This window comes from Ureibacillus galli, from assembly GCF_014836845.1.
GTDB classification, from domain to species: Bacteria; Bacillota; Bacilli; order Bacillales_A; family Planococcaceae; genus Ureibacillus; species Ureibacillus galli.
In genome coordinates, this window is record NZ_JACSQA010000043.1 from 1 (window position 1) to 25,402 (window position 25,402).

24 protein-coding genes are annotated in these 25,402 nt (G+C 34.5%); 18 read left to right on the forward strand and 6 right to left on the reverse strand.

Annotation, left to right across the window (positions count from 1 at the left end):
• The first annotated feature begins 504 nt into the window (after nt 1-504).
• Both H9636_RS17865 and H9636_RS17870 read left to right on the forward strand, forming a co-directional pair.
• Nucleotides 505-768, forward strand: coding sequence for a hypothetical protein (locus H9636_RS17865; RefSeq protein ID WP_191708913.1), 264 nt, complete (start codon nt 505-507; stop codon nt 766-768).
• Between the two features lie 443 nt (nt 769-1,211).
• Nucleotides 1,212-1,649, forward strand: coding sequence for a YxiJ-like family protein (locus H9636_RS17870; protein ID WP_225230324.1), 438 nt, complete (start codon nt 1,212-1,214; stop codon nt 1,647-1,649).
• Between the two features lie 273 nt (nt 1,650-1,922).
• Here the strand turns inward: H9636_RS17870 and H9636_RS17875 are convergent, their stop codons facing one another.
• The gene (locus H9636_RS17875) at nt 1,923-2,459 is read right to left on the reverse strand and encodes an MFS transporter (protein ID WP_191708914.1); all 537 of its coding nucleotides are present in this window, start codon (nt 2,457-2,459) and stop codon (nt 1,923-1,925) included.
• Nucleotides 2,456-3,886: an FAD-binding oxidoreductase gene (locus H9636_RS17880; protein WP_318241050.1), complete on the reverse strand. Its 1,431-nt coding sequence runs from the start codon at nt 3,884-3,886 to the stop codon at nt 2,456-2,458. The genes H9636_RS17875 and H9636_RS17880 overlap by 4 nt, the downstream gene beginning before the upstream one ends.
• A gap of 370 nt (nt 3,887-4,256) precedes the next feature.
• Between H9636_RS17880 and H9636_RS17885 the strand changes: the two genes are divergently transcribed.
• Entirely contained in the window at nt 4,257-4,418 is a 162-nt protein-coding gene (locus H9636_RS17885) for a hypothetical protein (RefSeq protein WP_191708916.1), read from the forward strand.
• 91 nt (nt 4,419-4,509) lie between these two features.
• Here H9636_RS17885 and H9636_RS17890 read toward each other — a convergent pair whose 3' ends face one another.
• Both H9636_RS17890 and H9636_RS17895 read right to left on the reverse strand, forming a co-directional pair.
• Complete coding sequence (locus tag H9636_RS17890; RefSeq protein WP_191708917.1) at nt 4,510-5,877, reverse strand: DUF4179 domain-containing protein; 1,368 nt, start codon at nt 5,875-5,877, stop codon at nt 4,510-4,512.
• A complete protein-coding gene (locus H9636_RS17895; protein WP_191708918.1) occupies nt 5,846-6,391 on the reverse strand; it encodes a sigma-70 family RNA polymerase sigma factor in 546 nt (181 codons plus the stop codon). The genes H9636_RS17890 and H9636_RS17895 overlap by 32 nt, the downstream gene beginning before the upstream one ends.
• Nucleotides 6,392-6,697: 306 nt before the next feature.
• On the opposite strand from H9636_RS17895, the gene hpaB reads away from it, so the two are divergent.
• The 12 genes from hpaB to H9636_RS19405 all read left to right on the forward strand — a co-directional run bounded on the left by hpaB (nt 6,698) and on the right by H9636_RS19405 (nt 20,724).
• Nucleotides 6,698-8,146, forward strand: coding sequence for a 4-hydroxyphenylacetate 3-monooxygenase, oxygenase component (hpaB, locus tag H9636_RS17900; RefSeq protein ID WP_191708919.1), 1,449 nt, complete (start codon nt 6,698-6,700; stop codon nt 8,144-8,146).
• A 203-nt stretch (nt 8,147-8,349) separates the two neighbouring features.
• Nucleotides 8,350-8,910: a DUF6241 domain-containing protein gene (locus H9636_RS17905; RefSeq protein ID WP_122972884.1), complete on the forward strand. Its 561-nt coding sequence runs from the start codon at nt 8,350-8,352 to the stop codon at nt 8,908-8,910.
• A gap of 125 nt (nt 8,911-9,035) precedes the next feature.
• Nucleotides 9,036-9,572 carry an RDD family protein gene (locus H9636_RS17910; RefSeq protein WP_191708920.1) on the forward strand — a complete coding sequence of 179 codons (537 nt, stop codon included), beginning with the start codon at nt 9,036-9,038 and terminating at the stop codon, nt 9,570-9,572.
• Between the two features lie 164 nt (nt 9,573-9,736).
• Nucleotides 9,737-10,540, forward strand: a complete 804-nt coding sequence (locus H9636_RS17915) for a linear amide C-N hydrolase (protein ID WP_191708921.1) — start codon at nt 9,737-9,739, stop codon at nt 10,538-10,540.
• A gap of 166 nt (nt 10,541-10,706) precedes the next feature.
• Nucleotides 10,707-11,810, forward strand: coding sequence for a GerAB/ArcD/ProY family transporter (locus H9636_RS17920; RefSeq protein WP_191708922.1), 1,104 nt, complete (start codon nt 10,707-10,709; stop codon nt 11,808-11,810).
• A 2-nt stretch (nt 11,811-11,812) separates the two neighbouring features.
• The gene (locus tag H9636_RS17925; protein ID WP_191708923.1) at nt 11,813-13,345 is read left to right on the forward strand and encodes a spore germination protein; all 1,533 of its coding nucleotides are present in this window, start codon (nt 11,813-11,815) and stop codon (nt 13,343-13,345) included.
• Between the two features lie 14 nt (nt 13,346-13,359).
• Nucleotides 13,360-14,526, forward strand: a complete 1,167-nt coding sequence (locus tag H9636_RS17930; RefSeq protein ID WP_191708924.1) for a Ger(x)C family spore germination protein — start codon at nt 13,360-13,362, stop codon at nt 14,524-14,526.
• On the forward strand, nt 14,526-14,732 hold the full coding sequence (locus H9636_RS17935) for a hypothetical protein (protein ID WP_191708925.1): 207 nt from the start codon (nt 14,526-14,528) through the stop codon (nt 14,730-14,732). Before H9636_RS17930 ends, H9636_RS17935 begins: the two co-directional genes overlap by 1 nt.
• 179 nt (nt 14,733-14,911) lie before the next feature.
• Nucleotides 14,912-18,121 carry a DEAD/DEAH box helicase gene (locus tag H9636_RS17940; protein ID WP_191708926.1) on the forward strand — a complete coding sequence of 1,070 codons (3,210 nt, stop codon included), beginning with the start codon at nt 14,912-14,914 and terminating at the stop codon, nt 18,119-18,121.
• 236 nt (nt 18,122-18,357) lie between these two features.
• Nucleotides 18,358-20,043, forward strand: coding sequence for a methyl-accepting chemotaxis protein (locus H9636_RS17945; protein WP_191708927.1), 1,686 nt, complete (start codon nt 18,358-18,360; stop codon nt 20,041-20,043).
• 298 nt (nt 20,044-20,341) lie between these two features.
• Nucleotides 20,342-20,599 (forward strand): hypothetical protein, encoded by a 258-nt coding sequence (locus H9636_RS19400; RefSeq protein ID WP_318241051.1) that lies wholly within the window; start codon nt 20,342-20,344, stop codon nt 20,597-20,599.
• Complete coding sequence (locus H9636_RS19405) at nt 20,527-20,724, forward strand: sortase domain-containing protein (RefSeq protein ID WP_318241049.1); 198 nt, start codon at nt 20,527-20,529, stop codon at nt 20,722-20,724. The genes H9636_RS19400 and H9636_RS19405 overlap by 73 nt, the downstream gene beginning before the upstream one ends.
• Before the next feature lie 153 nt (nt 20,725-20,877).
• Here H9636_RS19405 and H9636_RS17955 read toward each other — a convergent pair whose 3' ends face one another.
• A complete protein-coding gene (locus H9636_RS17955; protein ID WP_122972892.1) occupies nt 20,878-21,756 on the reverse strand; it encodes a DMT family transporter in 879 nt (292 codons plus the stop codon).
• A gap of 120 nt (nt 21,757-21,876) precedes the next feature.
• On the opposite strand from H9636_RS17955, the gene H9636_RS17960 reads away from it, so the two are divergent.
• Both H9636_RS17960 and H9636_RS17965 read left to right on the forward strand, forming a co-directional pair.
• Nucleotides 21,877-22,788 (forward strand): S66 peptidase family protein, encoded by a 912-nt coding sequence (locus tag H9636_RS17960; RefSeq protein ID WP_191708928.1) that lies wholly within the window; start codon nt 21,877-21,879, stop codon nt 22,786-22,788.
• A 121-nt stretch (nt 22,789-22,909) separates the two neighbouring features.
• Nucleotides 22,910-23,362, forward strand: a complete 453-nt coding sequence (locus H9636_RS17965) for a DinB family protein (protein WP_122972894.1) — start codon at nt 22,910-22,912, stop codon at nt 23,360-23,362.
• Nucleotides 23,363-23,449: 87 nt separating this feature from the next.
• Here H9636_RS17965 and H9636_RS17970 read toward each other — a convergent pair whose 3' ends face one another.
• Nucleotides 23,450-24,523: a CdaR family transcriptional regulator gene (locus H9636_RS17970; protein WP_122972895.1), complete on the reverse strand. Its 1,074-nt coding sequence runs from the start codon at nt 24,521-24,523 to the stop codon at nt 23,450-23,452.
• 125 nt (nt 24,524-24,648) lie between these two features.
• Between H9636_RS17970 and H9636_RS17975 the strand changes: the two genes are divergently transcribed.
• Nucleotides 24,649-25,402 (forward strand): glycerate kinase (locus H9636_RS17975; protein WP_191708929.1); only part of this gene is annotated, 754 nt, incomplete at its 3' end.

Sequence of the window (25,402 nt, forward strand, 5' to 3'; positions counted from 1 at the left end):
GTGCAATACCGAACTCGTTTTATCCAAGCTGCCTAATCGACTTTAACGTGTCTAACTTTTAGGGGTCACATCAAAATGCGGGCGTCTTTTTTATGCCCCCGGGTATGGCCGATTCCAGTCGGCGCCTCTAAGTGGTTGTTAAACGCGAAATCAAATTTCGAAACCTGGGTGTTCAAAAAATCACTTTGGCCGGCAATAAGCGGTTCAAACAGAAAGATTGTTCGGTCGCATACTATCAATTAAACAATTTAATAACTGATATACACTCTCTAAAGGAATATATATAGTTATTAGGTTAAAAAACGTACAATGAGAGCGATCGAAATTCGTCTCATTAACGCAAAACTGACGCAATAAAACGTATTATAATAGTAGAAACTATAACGATTCTTCACGATATAGAATGCTTATAAACGCAGTAATGACGCGGTTTTAACGTGAATAAATATCTTGCTTAAAGTATTTATCTACTGTATCCTTACGGTTGGAAAGTGAGGAGTTTATATGTGGAAAGAAGATAAGATAAATAAATTAGATTTCGCTAAGTATCTTGGATTAACAGAAGCGCAAATAAATAAAATAGTTTCAAAGATGCGACAAAGATTAACGGTATTTGCACCATCTATAGGTGGAATTACTATGCTTGATATACATGAGGCAGCAGCAATTGAGTTCGTACATAATCATATGGAAGAAATGTCCCAAGATGATGCTTGTGATTTAGCAGTTAGAGCATTTTATAAGCGTAGAGTTGCGAGGGTGAAATAATTTTTTAATCCTTTGACAAGCAGAGTTAGGTTATTGTAAACTATCGATAATAGGAAAACGGTCGTTTACGTATTTTCCGCTAAAATGTACGGATAAATTAACGGTATCGCATATCGGAGTTAATTACGCACTCTTTTCACGACTCAAAATCGTGTTCCTTCTGGAGTGTCGGTTCGACCCCGACCACCGGTATCATACTGCTACTGAGAAAGCAGTAAAAGTAACGTTTCTTACATTATGTAAGAAACGTTTTTTATTTGTTTTAAAAAGGCTTCCGAGCAAAATATCGTGTACTTAAAATTGTGTGTGTACCTTGTCTTTAAACACTTGGAAATCGGGAAGAGGTAAGGCATAAATCCTTTTCTCTTAAGTAAACCGATAAATATGATCTAGACGTAATTTCTAATAAAAATAACAAGTTTTACTCCTTAATGAAGGAAGGCTTGTCTTATAATGAAAATATGCAGCTTTTAGAGGAGATAGTTGAAAAGCTTAAAGAGATAGGATGGGAAGACATGCAAAGTGATTTATTGAGTAAACTAGAAATTCTTTACCATACAGAATTATCGAATGGATTCCCATACGAAGATATTGAGCTAATTGAAAAAGATTTCGTGGGTATTATCGATGAAGAGAATTGGTTGGCTGCTGATTTTAATGAATTTTGTATGCTTATTGCGGGAAGTTCTACTTATGTACTAGCAAATAAGAAAATTCCTAAATATCAAAGGCAAATTCTACATAAAGACTTTTTTTCACTTTACCCGAACTATTACTTTTTAAAAGATTCATTAGCTAATTATCCAAACTTTCATAGAGAACTTATCAGTTTTGAAAAGACAAGAGAATTGTTACTTACAATTATTAATAAAAATAGATAAGTTATTTTAGTTAAAAGAATTATTTTAAAGAAATGAAGAATACGGTAAAGGTAAGCTTCTAGGAAAAAGGATTTTCTATACGAAGGTTTTACAATCCCTTATTTATGTTGAAATCGATTTATTTGTCTTTTATCCTTTTTATTCTAAGCATTATACCAATGCTTTAAAGGTCCAGACTCTCTAGCACGTCTTAAAATTATATCCTATCAAGAGTATTCGGAAAGACCCAAACCATTAGTATAATCCTTGTGAACGATGAAAATTAGAACTGTTTCAAATCCTCTCCCGCTTAATAATGACGAAAGAGGCTATTATATAAACAAAAGAAATTAAATAGAATAGACTTGCAATGGTTAGGAAATCAATTAAGTAACCAGTAAGAATAATCCCTAAACCGCTCCACAATGAAATCTGTAAATGGTATTTACCAATTCGTTCACCTGCAGTTTCATTATCATTATTTCTAGCCAAAAAGGCTTTTTCTGTATTTTTTTGAATTGCACCGAGGATTCCCATCATGATCTGTATCATATAAACTTGCCATACCTCGTACAGAAGTGGTATAAGCAACATTACGGCAGCCATGCCTAGTGTGTAAATAAGTAGCATTTTCTTATCACCATACCTATCACCTAGTCGGCCGATGATTGGATAGGTAAGCGCTGCGGTTAAAGTAAACAATCCATAGGCCCAACCAAATTGAGAGTAGCTATCTCCAACATTTTTAATCAATAATAAATAAAATGGAAAGACTACACTACTTGCTGCAATTAGAATGCTTTGGGCAATTAAAAACTTACGGAAATTCATTGACTGTACTCCTTGTAAAATAGATTCATAAATAATTCATTCGTGTCAAACTGTTTCTTTTGTTCGAAAAACTCTTTGTTCTTCGGATAGGCTTCATCCATTTGCGCTTGGGTAGGATAAGAATAGTAAGGCAAATAGTAGGAGCCATCGTGTTGTAAGGTAACATCAATCATTTTCTGGATAACCTTTTTGGTTTTTTCAATTTCCTTTTTGTTTTTACCTTGGTTAATTAGTAAAACAAGTGCAAACATATCTTCTTTTGCATAGGATAATACCGCCTCATTATCTTCATTTACATAACGAACCGTAATATTTAATAGATTTAGTTCTTCTTTTTCAAGCACTGACCGTAAATCATCTAGATACATAGAGAACTCATCAATTGGGACAAAGTATTCTTGTAAAATTTCAGTTTTGCTTGGGTTGTCATACTCCATAAATTTACTGTCCCCTCGCATCGCATTGTTACGTGTAATGTAGTTCCCATCTTGGCCAACATATAACTTGTTTTGCATATCCCAAAGTAGGTTCTTTCCCCAATCACTGTAACGTGAAAGTCCAAGCATGAATTTTTGAGGTGCAGCAAGTGTATCTCTTTTTAACTCAGAGTAATTGGCTAAGTTATTTTGATTTTCAGTTAATTCATAATCCGTGACATACATATCACGTAGAAATGAATCTGGAGCTACGGATAATCTAGCAATGTGCATTCGGATATTTTCATTATTTTTGACATCATGAGTGAAATAATCAGGATAATCCTGATAATCGATTGATCTTGAACGAATTTGATAGAGTTCGTCATCGGTTAAATGCATTGTGACATCTAAAATGATACCAAATAGACCATAACCCCCTATTACTAGAGGGAAAAGGTTACTATTTTCTGTTCGACTGACATTGATAATATCTCCTTGAGGAGTAAGGAGTCGGAAAGATTCAACAGTATCAATAAGCGAACCATATCGAATATCTCTCCCATGGGCATTGACACTAATAGATCCTCCAACCGTAAAAATATTTTGTGATTGCATTACACGAATCGCAAGGTGATCAGGATTAATTTTCTGTTGAATATCCTCCCATGTAGTCCCACTTTGAACTGTAATCATTTTCTCATGAGGGTTATAGTCAAGGATTTTATTATATTTCTTCATATCGATCACTACACCGTTAGGATAGTATGTTTGTCCTCCCTGACTATGTTGCATGCCAGCAACAGAAATTTTCTCATTGTTATTAATCGATTCCTTTACCAAACTTTGCAGTTCTGCTTCACTTGTCGCACTATGTATTTCTTTTACCTTCGTAGGTAGTAACTGACCGACATCCTCAATGAAAATGGGCTTGTGATTATATAGCCAAAGAGAAAGTATTAATCCAATTCCGTATAGTGTACTAACGATTACAATACTTTTTTTCAAAATAACTCTCCTTAAATTCATGGTAATTACTGTTAGTTTGATTAGGTTAAGTATAGCTTTAAAGACTTTACCCTACAATTGTCAATTTTTATACCAACAATAAAAAGTGTGAAATAAAGAGTAGGGAATGGTTTAAGTAGAGGAAACAGTGCGGGAAATTGTAATGAATTTTTTTCACACGTATAAATGCTTATCCTGAAGTTGAGTTAATTTGGATGAATAGCCAAGCATTTTATGAAGAGGCCATGAACACGATACTAAATTAGCAGCTATTTATAAAAAGCGCTTAACGGAAGTAAATAAATTATCCTCCGATGCTGAATTAGAAAGGGCAGTAGGGAACTTCCTAGTACAACCGTTCAGTTATGTATTATTGGATAAGCCTTTTACGGATGACTTAACCCAATCTGAAGATTTAGTGATAAAGAAATTGCAAGAAAAAGCCAACTATATTGATGGTAACTACCATATCCCACAACAAATGTTTGGTAACTATATCAAAGCCGTTACTACCTTTAGTGATTTAGGGGCATAGGGCTGGACGGAAATATCCATATAATATAAAGGCCGATAATAAAACAAACTTATTATCGGCTTTAAATATTAGAAGCTACAATAATCCTTTATTAGTTTTCATTTAAAATAATTTTTACGGGTTCTAATTCGAGAGGTATGTTCGCACTAAGAGTGTATAAGTTTACCCGTATTATATAATCTTCCATATTAAAATTCTTAATTGTACTAATATCAAATGTACTTCTAAAACGTAATGTTTTCTCATCTAGAACAGTAATAGAATGTTCAATCGGTTTCTCATAAATCTTTTTTTCGGTTTCTTTTACGAGTGTTATATCATTGTTTGCATAATCTTTAAAGAAATTTAAATCCCAATTACCTATATTCCCGTTATTCACTTGGAAATCAATACTGAATGTATCCTCTTGTAAGTTCATTTTTTCCACATTTACTGATAGATTTTGTCTATTCGAACTAATGCTCAAAGGTGTTTGTTGATTTAACTTAATAAATTGGTCTTCTTCAAATAGGGCTACCTTTGGATGAATTTCTAAGTAATCTGTTTTTCCTTTTAAAGATTCGGGAATAATTGTTCTACCTACGACAGTTATGTGTTCTTCTGTTTTATTACTGTCTAAATCGATTCCATCGGACAATAAAGGAATTACATTTCCTTTGTCATCATACACTTCTAATCTTAATTGATCTTTTTCCTTTGGAAACGTTGCTGTGTAATTAATAGACGTTGACGCCTTAGCCGCAATAACTGAATCAAAGTTGATTTGTATATCTGCATTTTTGTTACTAGTTTCAACATTGGTTGCAATAGTATCGAAGTCTAGTTGCTTTATCGGTACATTGAACTTCCAGTTACCCTCATTATCCCCAATATTTTTGAATTCGAGAGGGAATGTAGTATCAGCTGGTAATTTTGCCTTAGGATAGTTTAACTGAATTGACCCTGAATAACCGTTTCCTGATGGCTCCATATAAACAACTTCTTTACTATCCGAAATTCCTTCTTTGCCATCAAAAATTTCATAAGTTGCCATAAGTTGCCCATTCTCTTCACTTTTAACGTTGCCTTCTACATGGAAGGTAACACCGATGACGGCTCCATCATAATAAGCGCTTGTTATAGTTACATCAATACCCTTACTTCTCGCAATTTCATTAAGTTCTGTTATTAATTGTTGCGCGGATAAGCTTCTTCCAACTAAGTCATTAAAATGACCATATAAGTTCCCTAATACTGGGACATCGGCCATTACATGAGAGAGTGTAGGGGAAATAAAACTACTTGAAATAAATAGAGTAGCTACTACTGAAAGAATAAAAGTACTCTTACGACGTTTATTTTGAATAGGTGCTATTCCATCTTGATTTGCTTTCATCATTCCATTTTGAATAGCTTTTATTACATCCTCTGACGGTACCTCAATTTTGTCATATTCTGCTTGAAAGTGCTTCTTGTCCATTATATTGGTTCCCTCCCAGTAGTTTATTAAGTTGAGCTTTCCCTCTGTAAAGATAAGTTTTAACGGAATTTTCCGGCACATCCATCACTTTAGCTACTTCATGAATGGGCATGTCCTGAAAATAAAATAGAATAATGGCACTTTTATATTTTTCTTTTAGTTCATTTAGTGCCTCAATAAGATCTAACCGTTCAATATTTCTATCCTGGTTGGCAGATGTTAGTTCAAATTCATTTTCTAGAGGTAGTTCGTTCTTTTTCTTTTTTATTAGGTCATAGGCACAGTGAATTAGTATTTTTGTTAGCCAGGTTAGAAAATATTCCGCATTTTTTAATTGTCGAATGGATAAAAGTCCCTTGTAGGCTGTTTCTTGAACGATATCTAAAGCATCTTCACGATTTTGGACGTAGATAAAAGCAGTCCGATAAAGTTGCTCACTATGTATAACAAGAAGCTCCTCAAAGGCCTTATTATCTCCCCTTATAGCTTTTTTAACTAATTTAATATCCTTCATATTTTGCCCTCCTTTCAATCATTAGAGAAGAACTTAAGATAAAAAGTTTCAACTAATTTAGGTAATTAATAAATTCATTTCATTTCGAAGTATTATTATATTTTTTATTGGATTAGCATGAATGTTTTATTAGTATCTAATACAAATTACTCAAATACTAAAATTTCTTCCTTTTTCCAAGTACTAAACCGCTTTTTTTACAATAAGATATAAATAAATGTTTTGTTTCATATAATAGTCCCTTTGAAAGCCTTTTACAGAATAAATGTTTTATGGAATGTCATCAAATTTAAGGAGTGTTAAAGTATGGGTGCTGTTAATGGAAAGGATTTTATTAACAGACTGAATCAGCTAAAACCGGAGATTTGGTATGACGGTGAAAAAGTTGAAGGATTACTATCAGAGCATCCCGCCTTCAAAGGTATTATCCAAACAAAAGCGGCTCTCTATGATTTACAGCATGATCCGAAAATAAAAGATGAAATGACGTATACCTCCCCTACATCAGGTAACCCTGTAGGCCTTTCTTTTTTACAACCGAAAACAAAAGAGGATTTAATAAGAAGAAGAAAGATGTTTGAACATTGGGCACAACATACGGGAGGGATTATGGGGAGAAGCCCCGACTATTTAAATACAGTATTAATGAGTTTTGCCTCATCTGTTTCCCTTTTAAAAAATAAAAGTAACAGTTTTCCAAATAATCTCCAAGCGTTTTATGAATTAGCGCGGGAAAATGACTTATCGTTAGCCCATACATTTGTTGCACCGCAAGTGAATCGTTCTCAAATTTATATTGAAAATTCAGAGGAACCAATTGCAGCGAAGGTTATTGGTAAAAATGAAGAAGGCATCATTATTAAAGGGGCCCGGGTTCTAGCAACACAAGGTGGCTTAACTGATGAGTTATTAGTTTTTAGTGTCGGGAAATTTTTGTTTAACGAAGATGAAGCATTTGCTTTTTCGATTCCATCGAATACAAAAGGTTTAAAGTTTATTTGTAGAGATACATTTATTGGTGGCCAATCTGCTTTTGATCATCCATTAAGTTCACGATATGAGGAAATGGACTCCATTGTAGTCTTTGATAATGTATTAGTTCCATGGAATCGAGTATTTTACTATAACAATGACGAAGTAGCTGAAGACTTTATCATTAAAAGTTCCTTTCATCCATTTGCCAAGCATCAAGTAATGGTTAGACAAATTGTAAAATTGGAATTCATTTTGGGTGTTGCGGAGTTATTAATCGAAACGATTAATGTTAGTGAATATCAACATATTCATGAGAAAATGTCAGAAATCATCATTGGACTCGAGACAATGAGAGCGTTACTTGAAAAGGCTGAAAATCACGCTTCATTAGATGAATGGGGATATATGCGTCCTGATATTAATACACTAATGGTGGCTGGAAATCTATTTCCGAAAATTTACTCCCGATTTACTGAAATTATTCAACAAATCGGTGCAAGTGGCATGATTACTTTACCGACGGAAAAAGCATTCCATTCGACGATTAGAACGGATTTAGATCGGTATTTACAAGGGGCAACAAAGCCAGCTGAGGAACGGGTTAAAATATTCCGCTTAGCCTGGGATTTAACAATGAGCTCCTTTGGAACAAGGCAAACTCAATACGAACGGTATTTTTTTGGTGATCCGATTCGATTATCAAGTGAGTTGTATAACGCCTATCCAAAATCAGAATATGTAAAGGTTATAAGCAACTTTTTAAAAAATCATATGAATTAATCCTTCTATTAATAAATGAGAATAATAGAATTACATGGAACATAGATATTTATAATATGAAATTTTATCATTCCCATTTATGAGCCCAATCAGAATAAATAAACTTGAATTTCTTATCCAAAATATTAAAATTAATTTAATTATACGGATAATTTATTCTTAACATTTTACAGTTTAATGGGGGAAGAAAGGTGTTTTAAACAATGACGAAAAAAGATTTTCTTATCTCTTTTGTCGTTGCGACTTTTGTAGTAGTAGTAGGGGGATTAGGTTTTATTTATTGGGTTTCAAAAGGAGAAGCTCAAGTAAATACGAAGACTGTTAAGGATGAGGTTATTCAAAAATCCGTTGATACAGCCCTTTCTACAGATACAGAAGGAAAAACGAACCTGGAAAAAGAAGCAGCCATGGGTGGTTTCCTCGATGAAAAGGTATTCCAACAAATGTTGCATGAAATGTCCCATCAAAAAGTCCATGCATCCCAAAAGTGGGGATTTATCGAAATGAAAGAGTCAACCATTAATGCCTTATTAAAAATGTTAGAAAACGGAAATTATGAAAATGAAAATTTGTATCGTGAAATTTTAACTGAATGGAAAGAAGGAAATTTTAAAAACGCAGTAGAGCATCACAACGCCATTTGGAAATTGCAAGGCGGTTCTATTGGGATGGCAACCCGTTTATTAACGGAGGAAGAAGAACAGAAATATTTAGAAGGTTTTCAAGATACTAAGTTTGTTGAAGAGAGTGGAAGCGGCGATTAATTCGCCGTTTTTTCTATATAAATACTAATTTCTTTTTACTTTCCTAATCTCCTTGCAATCTGAAACTTATCCGTTATAATCACATAAGAATGACGTTATAACGTTTATTTCCTGGGGGTAAATGAATGGGAAAAAGAGTATTAGCTTATTTCATCGATACGTTAGTAATAATAATCGCAAGTCTTATATTTTCCTTTGGGACAATGGCAGTATTAGGAATTGTCGCATTACTTTTACTACCTTTTTCTTATGATGCGAACGGTGAAATCCTCAATACGATTTTATTGGTAGTATATTGTCTCTTTTTGATTCCTTTTTACATTCTAACGATAATACCATCTATCGGCATCAACCTAACGTTCAAAAAAACGGTAGGCTATAAAATAGTAGGTTTAAAAGTTAATAGTGACAGATGGTTTAAATTGTTTATAAGATGGTTTTTAAGAACTGGTATTATACCATTATTCTTTTTTGTATATATCTGTAGTTTAATGTATGACAGTAATTTTGATAGTTATTCTTATATAAAGATTTGTATTACCTTTTACGTAATATACATCGTTTTCAACAACATTTTTGTACTCTTTACAAAGAAGAAAAAGCCTTTCATCGATTCACTATTGAACATTGAGGTAGAAATGGATAACCGAAAACTAAGTTAAAAGACAGCAATATAAAAAAGCATTTAAATTATTAGTAGTATTGAATAATAATTTAAATGCTTTTTAATTTTAACAAGAATTTAGAGGATAAAGGTAAAAATTTAAGAGGATTTATCCATTAAAGTATTGAACTATTTAAGAAAAAAGAAAGTATGGGATTATAAATGTGTACAAGTTTTGTAATTTATTCAAGTAATACTTTCATTGGGATGAATTTTGATATTTCTAAAAGGCCAATAAAAATTGTCTTAAAAGGGGATAACCAGTTTGTCGTATTACAACAGGAAGACGGCCAATTTCTACCGGCATTTGGCGTAAATCGTAACGGAACTTTTGTCAATTTATTAATGGTTCAACCGAATGAAGAAGGAAAATATCGAAGGAGTAAAAATTGCGTTCATATCATGAGATTATTTGAAGAAGTTTTAGCAGAGAAAACCGATGTCTCCCAATTAAAGGATTATTTAAATGAAAAAACGATTGTTAACGTTCCGAATTATAGTGTTCATAGTTTAATTGCTGGGAAAAATCAAAATTCATATATTGTAGAACCGGGAAGAGAAAACATAGATATCGATTCAGTAAAAGAAAATTTTATGGTCTTAACGAACTTTCCTTTATCGGAAAATAAATCTAAAAATTACGAGGAAGTAGAAGGTTTTGGTAGTGATCGGTATAAAAAGGCTTATAACTTATTATTAAAAAATAAAGATTATTTTAATGACACTATCGGCTTTTCAATTCTTAAAGAGACAATTCAACAAGATGGAGATTATCCTACCCAATTTTCCATGATTTCGGTTCCAGAAGAAAGTGCCGTATATTTTACTTTAAATGGTGAGTTTCATAAAATATTTAAATTTTCATTTATGGATAAAGTGATACGAACAGACAAAGGTTTTCATCATAATAACGAAATGCCCTTATCGACAAAGGGCGTACTACTTTCCGAACTTGAAAGTTGGTAAAGTTGATAAACATTTGAAAACGCTATTTATACAAGACCATCCATTATGGTCTTTTTCTTTTTGCCCAAAAACTGTCTGAAATTACCTTCTTAATGGATGATTAAAGGGAAAATGGAATGTCTATAACTAGTATAGTTTAAACTTCCAAGAGTATTGAGGTGTCTACATGGAAAAGACCTATATAACCAAGATACAAGCCTTAATGCTAGGGATATCAAGTATTACCGTGACGGGTCACCTGTTGTTTATTCCTGTCATTATTGACCATGCTGGTCGAGATAGTTGGATTTCTCTTTTATTAGCTATTTTTCCAGCCATACTAATTGGTTTTACTGTTGCTCTATTATCCCAACGATACCCAGGACGTTCTATGGTTGAATATTGTCAATTGATTTTAGGGAAATGGTTAGGAAGTTTAGTTGTCATTATATTTTTAGTGTACTTCCTACATGAAATCAGTTTATCCATTAGAGGGTTTGGTGAATTTTATACATCGGCAGTAACGCCAAGAACACCGATTGCCGTTTTTTTTATTGCGATTTTAATCCTTGCTGCCTATGCGGTACATTGTGGGCTTGAAGTTATTTCGAGAACAAATCAGGCTATCCTCGTCATTTTAATTCCAATTGTAATATTTGCTACCATTCTTACTCAAAAGGATAAAGATTATCTGAACTTTCTTCCGATTTTAGAAAATTCCATAGGACCAGCTCTAGATGGAACATTGGCACTAACTTCACTATATAGCTCTATTTTTGTTTTAAGTATGATTTTTCCTTATGTGAATAACACAAAGCGATTAAAAAGATACTCCATTGTTACAATGATTATTCTTGTAATCATGTTTATTGGTCCTATAACGGGAGTAGTTGCGATTTATGGGGAAGAAAGGGCAAAAGGTCTCTATTTTCCTACATTTTTGACTTTAAGGGATATTGAAATAGGCGCATTGCAAAGATTGGACATATTGGGCATTTTACTATGGTCCCTTGGTTCCTTCGCAAAAGTTGCCCTTTTTCTATATGCGATAGTGCTAGGAATAGCCCAATTGTTTAAGCTAAAAGATTACAAAATTTTAGTTATTCCTGTTGGAGCACTAGTCTCCATTATTTCGCTTATAAATGGAGAGGATCTTAATGGAATATTTCGCTTTTTAGAAAATTACTATCCTTTTTATTCGACTTTTGTCGGCTTAATATTACCTCTTTTGTTATTGATTATTAGTCAGTTTAGGAAGAAACCAGGTGTAAAGAAAAGAAGGGCGGAATAGAGATGTCTAGAAATGACAAAGAGAACGAACAATCATCGTCTGAACATTCTAAAGAACCTGAGGAAAATAAAGTTGTATTATATGATTTAGCCGAGAATATTAAACGATATAAAGATGTATTTGGAGAAGACTCGGATTTATCAGTAAGATACATGCAACATGAAAATCTAAAAATGGCCATTTTATTTATCGACAGCTTAGTTGAAAAAGAAATTATGGACCAACATGTCATTCATGTTTTAAATAATCAATTAAACGATATAGTATCTGCTGACGAAGAAATCATCTTATCGACAAGTAAGACTAAGAAAATAACGAAACATAAAGAAGTGTTAGAACATTTGCTGCAAGGCTATTCCATTATTTTGTTTGATGGATATCCTATTGCCTATGCAGCAGAAACAGCTGGTGGAGATCGAAGACCTGTTACAGAATCTTCTGTTGAAACAGTCGTACGTGGACCTAGGGAAAGCTTTAATGAATCTATTATGACAAATATCGGATTAATCCGCAGAAGAGTCCATACACCTCATTTACAAATATACAAAAAAGAACTTGGAAAAGAGAGTAAAACTTCTGTAGCGGTACTTTATATAAAAGGGATAGCAAAAGACAATATTGTCGAAGAAGTAATTTCCCGTATTGATAATATTAGTATCGATGCGGTTTTAGATTCCCTTTATATTGAAGAGTTAATTGAAGATCCACAAAGATATTCTCCCTTTCCAACCATTTTCAACTCCGAAAGACCAGATCGAATTTCGGCAGGTTTACTTGAAGGTAGAATAGCAATTATCGTTGATGGAACACCTGTAGTTTTACTCGTTCCCGCGACTATTGGCCTTTTCTTAACTTCCAATGAGGATTACTATCAGCGATATGATATTTCTAGTTTGATGAAAATATTGAGGGGAGGAGCTTTTGTCCTTTCCATTATTTTACCAGGCTTATATGTCGCTTTACTTACGTATCATCAAGAGATGATACCGACACCGCTGTTAATTGCAGTTACAGGACAGCGCGAAGGGGTACCTTTTGGAATTGCGATTGAAGTTGCCATCATGGAAATTACCTTTGAGATTTTACGGGAGGCGGGGATTCGATTACCTAAAACGGTCGGTGCCGCTATTTCTATTGTCGGTGGTTTAGTTTTAGGACAAGCCGCTGTAGATGCAGGTCTTGTCGGTCAAGGTACCGTTATTGTTGTTGCCCTGACGGCGATTAGTTCCTTTACAACTCCTTCGTATAATATAGCGATTACCGCCAGAATGATAAGATTTATATTATTAATTTTATCTTCATTTTTAGGAGCATTCGGTTTAATTTTCGGATTGATTTTCCTATTAATTCATTTAAATTCTTTACGTTCATTTAGCGTTCCTTATTTAGCTCCTATCGTTCCATTCCATAAAGGCGATTGGAAAGATTTATTTATTAGAGTGCCATGGAGCCATATGAAAGAAAGACCAGAGGAAATATCAAATAATAACAAAAATAGGATGGAAAATTCAAAAGTAAACCGTCAAACTAAATAGGAGAAATTAGTAATATGAATTTCAAAAAATGTTTCTTACTCATAATTCTTGTCATTTTTTTAAGTGGATGTTGGGATAAAAAAGAATTAAATGAAATAGCTGTCGTGATGGGTGTAGGAATAGATAAAGTAGAGGAAGGGTATAAAATAACTGCTCAAGTAATTAAACCACCCCCTAAAGAAAATGGATCCACGAGTGGTTCAGAGTTACCTACTTGGAGTGTAACGGCAACGGGAAAATCAGTTTTAGGAACGATTCGTAATTTAAACGAATTGTCACCTCGCCGTCTGTACTGGGCACATTTACAAATCATCATTTTTGGTGATGCAATGGCAAGGGAAGGAATCACACCCGCTACAACATGGTTTGAGAGGGATAGGGATAGCCGAGCAGGCGCACTAATTACCGTAACTCCTGGTACGGCGGAGGATTTATTAAACAGTAAAATTGAATTAGGTGATGTTCCAGCGAAATCAATGGCTGAACTAATCGATGGTTCCGAAATGAGGGGTATTAATGCCCTAGATGTTCAATTAAGGGATTTAATGTCGATTCTCTCTACTCCGGGTATAGAATTGACACTAGATGTCATTCGACCGAAGGAAATTAGAGGGCAAGTTGAAACGTTTGAAGTCGATGGAGTGGCCGTATTTGACCAAGGGAAATTACAAGGTTATATTTATGGACCGGAAACGACGGGAACACAAATTATGAATAGTAAATTAAATTATACGATTATTGAAGGAAAGTGTCCAAAAGGTGGAGCTGATGAGGTCTTTGCTTTTCAAATAACGGATTTTCAAAGTAAAGTAAAACCTAAACTAAAAGGTGATACGATTACGGTAAATGTAGATGTAACATTGGAAGGGAATTTACTAGATCAAACGTGTGGTATTGATTTACTGCAACCGGAACAATCAAAATTAGTAGAAAAGGAAATTACCCATTTTATAAAAAAGAATATAGAAGGTGAATTTCGAATTGCTAAGGAGATGAATTCAGATATATATGGGATTGGACGAGACCTTAGGAGGTATCATCCCGATTATTGGGCGAAAATAAGTGATTCATCTGCTTATTTAGATCAAGTGAAATTTGATATAAAAGTGGAATCAGAAGTCAGAAGATCTGGATTGATTATTGATACTACGCAGGAAAAAACGAAGGAAGTGAGTGATTAATGAACACTTTCTTATTAATTCTTTTATTTGCTGCGATCTCTTTTTTAGATTATAGGCATTTGATGCGAACGAAGGATAAGAAAGGTTTTATCGTTTATACAAGCATCCTTGCTCTTGCTTTTGTTATTACACAATTACACTTACTCGGATTTAAAGTTCCCGGTTTAAATCAATTTGTTACATTTATCGTTAATTTGTTTATTTAAGGTTTACAGTTTCTATTACAACTATCAAACGTTTCTTACTCCATGTAGGAAACGTTTTTTATATTCCTCAAAAATATCTTGTTACTTCATGGAATTCACAACCCTCGATAGGTATTTCAATTAATGTTAAAATGTTAAGAGAAAGAAGAACCCTTTAATAGGAAAGGAGCGGGGAAAGCATGAACATAAAACTAAATCAAAAGATGATAAAAGAAATGTGTGGTACCGTCTCCTTTAAAAGAGGGGACTCTTTTTATCGTAGTGGGAAAGTAACATTTGAACATATAAGCGAAAATGATTGTGAAGCAACTGTTCATGGGACGGAAGATTTTCATGTCATCGTTAAAAATGATGTAACTGGCCAGATTCGAACGGATTGTAGCTGCCCCAAATTACCGAACTTTAAGCATTGCTGTCAACATGTTGCAGCTGTTTTAATCGCACTCAATGAACGAAAAAAGCAAAGATTGAACCTTCCAGACAACCAAGGAAAACCTTTTAATTCTCAAGGAATAACAGAAGACTTTATAACACTTTTCAGGGAAAGAACAATACGGACAAGTGGTCATCAACGACATTTTGAAAAAAGGGAAGTATTAGAGCTAGTATTTAAACTTCAACGAATTTCAATGAAAAAAGATGAAAATTTAATTGGAATTGAAGTGGAGATTAATCAAGTAAAAGTAGAAAACATTCGAGATTTTTTACGGGATGTCAAAATGGGAAAGGTAAGTACGATATCGAATGAGTTTAAGTATAATCCTAGCTTTTCCTGCTTTTTAAAAGAGCCGGATGTCATTCTCCAACAACTTATTCAAGTCGTCGATGATGAAAGTGCTTTCTTAGAAGCATTACCAAATCACGCTAACTATAACGTTCAAAATGAAGTATTATTAATTCCACCATCTACATGGTCTGGACTTATTCCATTACTAATGAATACACCTTTTGTGAAGTTTGTCAGTGAAGATGTTCTTGTGGACTTACGTATTGTGAACGGACCTCCCTCTATTCAGTTTACATTAGAGGAAAATGAAAGGAACGGTTATCGATTAGTGATAAAAGGTTTTGAACATATAACCTTCTTTAATTCCTATCATTCTGTATTAAATAATGGAGTTATTTTTCAATTGGAAGGGGCAGATTGTGAGCGGTTATTTGAACTGTATCAAATGCTTAAAAGTTCTGGAGAAAAATATATTCCGATTCACCAAGAACAAATTGACTTTTTTCTAAAAAAAATTGTACCTAGTTTGAAAAAGCTTGGCGATGTTCAATTATCTAACGGATTAACGCAAAAATTTATGAAGACGCCTCTCGTTGCAAAACTTTATTTGGATCGGTTGAAAAATCGCCTACTTGCCGGGTTAGAATTTCATTACGAAAACGTCATGATTCAACCTTTGGAAAACCGAGACAGCCCAGTCGGCCCGATGATTGTTAGAGATATCGAAAAAGAGGAAGAAATACTCCGAATAATGGAGGAGAGCGGCTTTACCATTACAGAGGGCGGATATTATATGCAAAATGAGGAGCTGGAGTATGAATTTTTATATCATATCCTACCTAGCTTAAATTCTCTTGCAAAAATTTATATTACTTCAGCTGTTCGTACTCGAATTGTCCGTGAGCATACATTTCCGAAAATTCGGGTGAAAGTTCAAAAGGAGCGAACAGATTGGTTAGAATTTAAATTTGAGATGAACGGGATTAATGATAAAGAAATTAAAGAAATTTTAGCCGCCCTTGAAGTAAAACAAAAATATTATCGCCTATCCAATGGATCCCTTTTATCCCTTGAAACGAAAGAAATGGAGGAAATTAGACGAATTCTAAATGCTGTACCGATTCAAGATGATCAATGGGAAACGACATTGAATATGCCTATTATGGATGGACTTCCATTTCTTGATTTAATTGAAGAAAGCGAACTGTTTAACCCAGAAGAGTCTTTCCGTCAATTTGTTGACCAATTACTTCATCCATCCCATTTGCATTTCGAAGTACCCTCAAGTTTAAATGATCTGTTAAGGGATTATCAAAAGACCGGATTTAAGTGGATGAAGGCATTAGCCCATTATGGTTTTGGGGGTGTGCTTGCTGATGATATGGGGCTTGGAAAGACTATCCAAAGTATTGCGTTTATTGTTTCAGAGCTTTCAAATATACGACAAAAGAAACAACCTGTTTTAATTCTTTGTCCGTCATCTTTAACATATAACTGGTTCCATGAGCTGTTGACCTTTGCTCCCGAAATTCAAGCGATGGTGATGGACGGAAATAAAGCGGATCGACTTAAATTGCAACAAGAGGCTCCAAACTTTGATGTGCTAATCACCTCATACCCATTACTTCGCCATGATCGGAAGTGGTATGAAGAACAATATTTCCATACAATCTTTTTTGATGAGGCACAATTTTTTAAAAACCCAGCAACTCAAACAGCACGCACTGTGAAAAAGATAAAGGCAAGACATAAATTTGGACTTACAGGAACACCTATCGAAAATTCCCTTGAAGAATTATGGTCTATATACCATGTCATTTTTCCACAATTATTTAAAGGGCTAGAGGAATATAGTCATCTTTCAAGGAAATCAATTGCACGAAGGGTTCGTCCATTTTTACTCCGTCGAATAAAACAAGATGTTCTAGCAGAGTTACCTAAAAAACAAGAGTCGATGGAAGTATCAGACCTTCTACCTGAGCAAAAGAAACTTTATACAGGATATTTAGCAAAGTTAAGACATGATACATTAAAACATCTTGATAAAGATACAATACAAAAAAATCGAATTCGAATTTTAGCGGGCTTAATAAGATTACGTCAAATTTGTTGCCACCCTGCGTTATTTGTTGATGGGTATAAAGGAAGTTCTGCAAAATTCGAACAATTGTTACACATTCTCGAGGAGTCGAAATTATCGGGAAGAAGAGTATTGATTTTCTCCCAATTTACGAAAATGCTCGAGTTAATCGGTAGAGAGCTTACGGTGCGCGGCCAAACCTTTTTCTATCTTGATGGACAAACACCTTCTGAAGAAAGAGTAGAACTTTGTCATCGTTTCAATGAAGGGGAACGGGATTTATTTCTCATTTCATTAAAAGCCGGTGGGACGGGATTAAACTTGGCAGGAGCAGATACTGTCATTTTATATGATCTTTGGTGGAATCCAGCGGTGGAACAACAGGCGATGGACCGTGCCCATCGTATGGGGCAAAAAAATATAGTACAAGTTATAAAACTTGTTGCCAGGGGCACGATTGAAGAAAAGATGAACGAACTCCAAGAAAAAAAGCGCAGTCTCATTTCGGATATTTTGGAGACGGAAGAAAAAGTTTTAACTTCCTTGACAGAAGAAGATATTCGCGAAATCTTAAATATATAAGGAAGGCACATCACTAGCTGATGTGCCTTTTAAATTATGCCTTTTAAATATAGATAGGTTAAAAGGTCTATAAATTTCGTAAGTTGCGAGTTAAATTACTAGGTCTTATTTCTAAAATTTATAGATAAAAAGTATTGATTTTCAATGCGAAATAATTGTATACAATTTCGATATGCTATATCATATAATGGCATGTTTATTTATAGTAATTTTGATAGTTATTGGAGGAGAATGATGTGAATATTGCAAAGAAAATGCTAATTTCCTTTATGTCCATTATTATATTAATGATAATAATAGGGGTCGTTAGTAATAAAACTTTATATGATTTAAATGATGAGTATACGAGAATAATAGACGAAAATATCGAGCAGCTTGCTATTATTAACGATATTAGACGTTATGTTCCTTTACAAGCATTACAAATGCGTTCCTATATATTAGAGGATTCTGAGAAACAGTTGGAGTTATTAGAGCAACGGTTAAATGAAGTAGATGAATTCATTCATGACTTAGAGCAGAAAAATACGAATGATCAATTTACTGAAAAAATTCAAATAGCAAAAGAATCTCAAGCACAAGTAAGAGCACTAGGTGAAGAACTAATTGCAGCTGTACAAAGGGGAGATACTGCTCGAGCTACGAATATTGTTTTAGTAGAAGCCTACGATGTGAATACATTGTTAGTTAATACAATTGAAGAATTACAAACTGAAGAATATGAACTGATCGATAAGGTCAATGATGGAGCTACTAAAACGGCATTAAAGGGTGCATTGATCGTTATTTCAGTTATTATTGTGTCAATTCTTATTAGTATCTTCATCGTCATCCTTTTAAACCGTCTTATTACGAAACCGATTAAACGTATTTCAAAAGCGGTTCAAGTAGTTGCACAAGGTGATTTATCAGAAAAAGATGTGGAAGTACATACAAAGGATGAAATAAAAATATTGGTCGATTCCTTTAATGAAATGAAATCTTCCTTACGTTCCATGATTGAGAATACAAGTGAAAATGCTTCCCTTTTAACCTCTTCAGCAGAAGAACTGTTAGCTAGCACGGATGAAGTCAATCATTTATCCCAATCTATAGCAAAAAATATGGAAATCACTGCACAATCTATTGAAGAAAATGCTTACGCATCAAACGAAAGTGCATCTGCAATGTCCGAAACGGCAAGTGGCATTCAACGGATAGCTGAATCGACAACATCTTTACAGGATAAAGCACTTAGCACGAAGGATGTTGCCCAATCAGGTGGTCAGACGGTAACGGATGCTCAAAATCAAATGCAAGTGATTTATCAATCTTCAAAACAAGTAACGGAATTAATGAACAAATTAACCAATCAAATCAATGAAATTAGTAATATTTCAACCATTATTACGGGCATTACAGAGCAAACAAATCTACTAGCATTAAATGCTGCTATAGAAGCTGCCCGTGCTGGTGAGCATGGTAAAGGCTTTGCAGTAGTAGCTGATGAAGTACGTAAACTTGCTGAAGATTCAAAGGAATCTGCCACTCAAATTGTCAACTTAACAAAAGAAATAGTTGGTGATGCTAAAACAGTACAACAAGCAGTTGGATATAGTTTAGCAAACGCCCAAGATGGGGTAACTCGGATTCAAGAAGCTGGGGAAGCTTTTGAAACAATTCATGTCGCCATTAATGAGATTGCCGACCAAGTAACGGACATTTCGGCGGTAACCGAGGAGATTTCAGCGACAGCAGAAGAAATTGCTGCATCAGTAAACCAAATTTCATCGAATTCAAAACACTCTGCTACCCTTACTACGGATGTAAGTAATGCCGTCCAAGAGCAAGTCTCAACAATTGAGGAAATTAATAGCGTTTCAAAAGACTTAGGGGAAAAAGCAGTGAAATTACAACAAAGTATCCAACATTTCAAAATTTAAAAGTTTAACGCCGCTCCTCGTTAAGAAGGAGCGGTTTTTTAATATATCCTAGTTTGATTAAAAAAGAGGAAAAATTTCGTTTATAATATTTGTATTTGATATGATAGTATATGGAAATTACTGAAATAAACAAATAGGGAAATATCTTAAAATATAGAATAAAAAGCGGGGTGTAATCTTTGATACGAATTATTTCTTGGATTCTAGTTATTGCTGGATGTGGATTTTTACTTTATGGAGGTTACCAATTATATACATCTTCCTCTATAGAAAGTAAAGATTAGATGAAGCAAAAGCGATGATTTCCGATGACTCCCATACTTCTCAAAAAGAGTCTTCAAATAAAAGGGAAAAACAATTTCAAGAAGGGAATACATTGGGAATCTTTTATATTCCAAGACTTGATCGGGAAATCCCGATTATTGAAGGGACAGATGAGGATGAGTTAGCTCAAGGCGTAGGGCATTTTTCGAGTACTGGGGGTTGCCTGGGGATAATAGACAAATTCTTTTATCTGGCCATCGAGACACGGTGTTTCGACAATTTGGTGAATTAAAGGTGGGAGATGAATTACATATTAAAATGGAATATGGAACGTTTATTTATGTTATTGAGGACAATGAAATTGTGGATGCAAACGATCGTACCTCATTCAACCAAGCAGAGAGGAAGAATATTTAACCGTTTCGACATGTTATCCTTTTTCCTTTATCGGCAGTGCACCTGATCGTATATTCTTTACGCTTATCCGAAAAAGGTAGAATAGTCACAACCCCGTAAAATTAACACCTGTTTTACGGGGTTAGTGGAATTTCCCCATTTGAATCAACTTTTCTATTTTCGGTTAGTTAAAATAACCCCTCCAACGACTGCTAATCCTCCTATCATTTGAGCCATAATCGGTCTTTCTCCGAGAAAGAGAACCGCAAATAATGTGGCGAAAACGGGAATAAGGTTTAGAAAAACACTTGCCCGGTTTGCTCCTATTTGGATAACACCTTTATTCCAACTTAAAAAGGCGACAATAGAAGCGAGGGTGCCTACATAAAAAATAGCGCCTAATACTTTTGGAGTCCAAATAATTGGTTCTTCTAAAGTGATCATTTCATAAGCTGAAAACGGTAAAAGGAAAACGGCCCCTATAGCTATCGTTACTAAAAAGGTTGACAGACTAGGTAGTCGATTCGAATATTGTTTCACTAATAATGAATAAATACTCCAACAAAAGACAGCTAAAAGAACAATGAGATCCCCTTTATTTAAATTGAATTGTAGAATGCTTTCAATGTTGCCTCCTAAAAGGATAAAAAGTACACCGATGAGCGAGATGACTGTACCGATGATTTGAAAACGAGATAAACGTTCCTTTAAAAAAATATATGATAATATGTAAATGAATATCGGTGTAGTAGAATTCATTAAAGAAGCGTTAATGGAAGTTGTCGAATAAACAGCAATATAAACTAGCGTATTAAACGCTGTAACACCTGTTAGGGAAAGGGTAAGTACAACTTTCCAATGTTCTTTCAATTTTTGCCAGTCTCTTTTTACCTGGCTATAAGCAATGGGGAAGAACACTAGGAATGCTAAGCACCATCTATAAAAAGAGAGGGTGAAGGGTGGGATATCACCTGTAACGGCTCTTCCGATGACAAAATTCCCTCCCCAAAGTACCGTTGCTAATATTAATAAAACATATGGTGGAATCTTCATGTAAACGCCCCTTATTTTAAATAGTATGACAATTATATCGGTATAGATATTACGTAGACAACTTTATTTTCAAATTGCTTGTGCATATAGATTAATTCATTAAAAACTGGAGGAATTACAATGAAAATACGCCCAGAACATTTAATAGTAGGAGACACAGTGGGAATTGTTGCTTTAAGTAGCCCCATTGCAATGGAAAAATTACCACAAAAATTAAGTTTGTTAGAAGAGCTTGGGTTGAAAGTGAAATTAGGCGAAACGGTGGGCTTGACGGGAGATTATTTAGCTGGAACGGATGAGGAACGATTACAGGATTTACATAACATGATCCAAGACCCAGAAGTGAAAGGGATTTTTTGTATCCGTGGTGGTTATGGGGCAGCACGAATTGCCGATCGAATTGATTATCAATTATTAACAGAACATCCTAAAATCTTTTGGGGCTTTTCAGATGTTACATACCTCCATACAGCTTTTCAAGAGTATTCAGATATTGTAACGTTCCACGGTCCGATGCTTTCCGGAGGAGATGGACCACTATCGGAGGCATCAAAAAAAATGTTTTATCAGCTGTTTACACCTGTAGAAATTCAGTATGATGAACAGATTTCTTCCCTTCAAACAATTGTACCAGGTAATGTTCGGGGTGAAATAACAGGTGGAAATATGAATCGTCTTGTCAGCACTTTAGGAACAAAATTTGAAATCGATGTTAAAGACAAAATTTTATTACTAGAAGATATTGGAGAGTCTTTAGAAAATATCGATAGTATGTTAAATCAGCTACGTTTAGCGCGAAAATTAGAGGAAGCTGCAGGTTTTGTTATTGGTCACTTTAACGATATCGGAAAAGGGATAACAGAAAATGACCTTTGGAAAGTCTTTGAGCAGTATTTAAAACCATTAGGAAAACCAACTGTTGCTGGATTTATGATTGGTCATTGTGAACCGAATATTGCCATTCCATTAGGGGTGGATGCCATTCTCGATGCCGATAGTAAAATGTTGCGCATTTTACCGGGGGTAGAATAGAAGACTTTGTATTCACTTCACAAAAATTTTAAAGATAATTTAGATATATAGAAGGAAATGTGGAGTTATTTTCCGAAAAGGATGGGTAAAGAATAGTAAATTCTACTAGGAGGGAATGAACATGACTCAGGTAAAGCAGTTGATGGAGGAATGGTTACAACATCGAAGCGTGTTAGAAGAGCTGCTAGAACAGATTGACGATCAATATGTTGATTTTAAACCGTGGGATGGTGCAATGTCCCTTGGCGAACTAGCATTACACGTGGCTGGCTGGAACGATGTATTTGTATCGATGGTAAAAACGGAAACCTTAGCTCCTCCGAATATCCCTGAATGTAAATCAATGACGGAAGTTCGTAATGGGGTAAGGGACTTTACTGAAAAAACAAAGGCTACCTTTGAATCGATAAACGATCTAGAATTGGAAGCAGAAAATAGTTCTACCCATCCAAAACTTCAAGGTGCTAAAAAAAGGTATCTTACAGCAATGTATGATCATGAACTTCATCATAAAGGCCAACTATTTATCTATGCTCGTATGATTGGTGTAGAAAAAGTACCATTTTTCCGATAATGAAATGGACTTGACAATATAGGACGTGTTTCAAAGGAGCATTCTTAAATGTAATGGTGAATACTCCTTTTTTGTTCTAATAACAATTTAATTTCGTAATGAAATAGCCATTTTTAATACAACCGCGTCCTCAAAAAATTGTGGATCATAACCGGTTAGTTGTTTTATTTTATGTAAACGATATGTTAGCGTATGGCGATGAATCTCAAGCTTTTGTGCACATTGATTTAGTTGTAAATTACTTTCGAAAAAGGTTTGTAACGTAGTTAGTAATTTATAACTTAACTTAGAAAGTACCCGGTTAACAAAATGTAATACTTCTTCGCCCTCGGAATCTTTAAATAATGAATACAATTCAATGTCTTCAAAAAAAGTGACTAACCCACTTTTTTTAGCGTATTGAAGGGCTGTTTTGGCACTATGAAACGCAAGGGGCAATTGGGTAAGATTTTGTACAATGGAGCCAACCCCAATTTGAATAGAAGGTAATTTATGCTTTTTTTGCCCTAATTGATTAATAAGATTATCAGCTTGATCTTCTTGCATTCCACTTAATAGAATATAATATTCGTTTAATTGTAAGTGACCGTAAAAAGCAGGTAATTTAAAAAATAGATCTTCTAAATAAAATGATAACCGATTGGAATTTTCCTCCTCATCGACGGATAATAATAGAATTTGAAAAGGTGGCTTCAAATCGAAAGATAATTTTTGAATATGGTTTTTTAAACTATTTTCTATCGGCATTCCATCCACTAAAGATTTAAATACAAAATCTTCATTTTTCCGTTGCCACTCACTTTTAGATTCCGTTAATGCTTGATGTGTCATAATTTCTGTTGTTAGCTGGACAAGTTCAGCGATTTCTTTTAGTTGATTTGGATCCCCCGTAATACCTACTACGCCAACAATCTCTCCTTGATAAGTAATCGGCATATTAATACCCGGTTTCGTATTCGGATAACTATGTATGTTCGATTCATCAATCATAAGTGGCTGTGCAGTTTTAGCAACTACTTTTGCCCCTTCATGAATTAAATCCACACGTTTTTTATCACCTGAAGCTAAAATAACGCCATCCGTACTAATAATATTAATATTGTAATGGAGACGTTTCATCGTTTGATAGACAATTTCTTCCGCTAATTTGAACGTTAACATTTGTACACCCCGTCTAAAATTCAAACTGTACTAATACAGTTATTTTATACATTAATTATAATGAATTACAAATTTATTGTCATTAAAATTAATGTAAGCGCTTAAAAGAAAGGATGAGAAACTGGTTGAAGATTATCATAAGTCCCGATTCTTTTAAAGGTACACTATCGGCCATAACAGCAGCGGAAGCCATTCAGTCAGGTATTAAAGATGTGAATGAGCATATTCAAACCGTACTCATACCTGTGGCAGATGGAGGGGAAGGTACGCTGGATTCATTAATTGTTGCAACAAAGGGCACTTACTATGAAGCTGAGGTACTAGATCCCCTCGGACGAAAAATAACGGCACACTTTGGAGTTTTAGGGGACAACAAAACGTGTGTGATTGAAATGGCAAAGGCTTCAGGGATTACATTGTTGCATAACAGTGAACGTAATCCTCATATTGCTTCCAGCTTTGGTACAGGTCAATTAATTAAAAAAGGACTCGATTTAGGTTACCGGGATTTCATTATTTGTATTGGGGGAAGTGCAACGAATGATGGCGGTGTCGGGATGTTACGTGCTCTCGGTTTGGAATTACTTGATGAAAAAAACAATCCTGTCGAGCAGTCCATTGCTGGATTATTAAAAGTCGTAAAGTTAAATGAAAAAGGTTTCGACTCTAGAATTTTTGAATCAAACTTTAAAATTGCTTGTGATGTTAATAATCCATTAATCGGGGAACATGGTGCAACGGCCGTTTTTGGTCCACAAAAGGGAGTTCCGGCGAAAGAAGTCCAATATTTCGATGCATGTTTAACAAAACCAGCTAATAGTTGTCAAGATTTTTCAATAAAAATATTAAAACCTACATGCTATACTAAAAAAAGGGTAC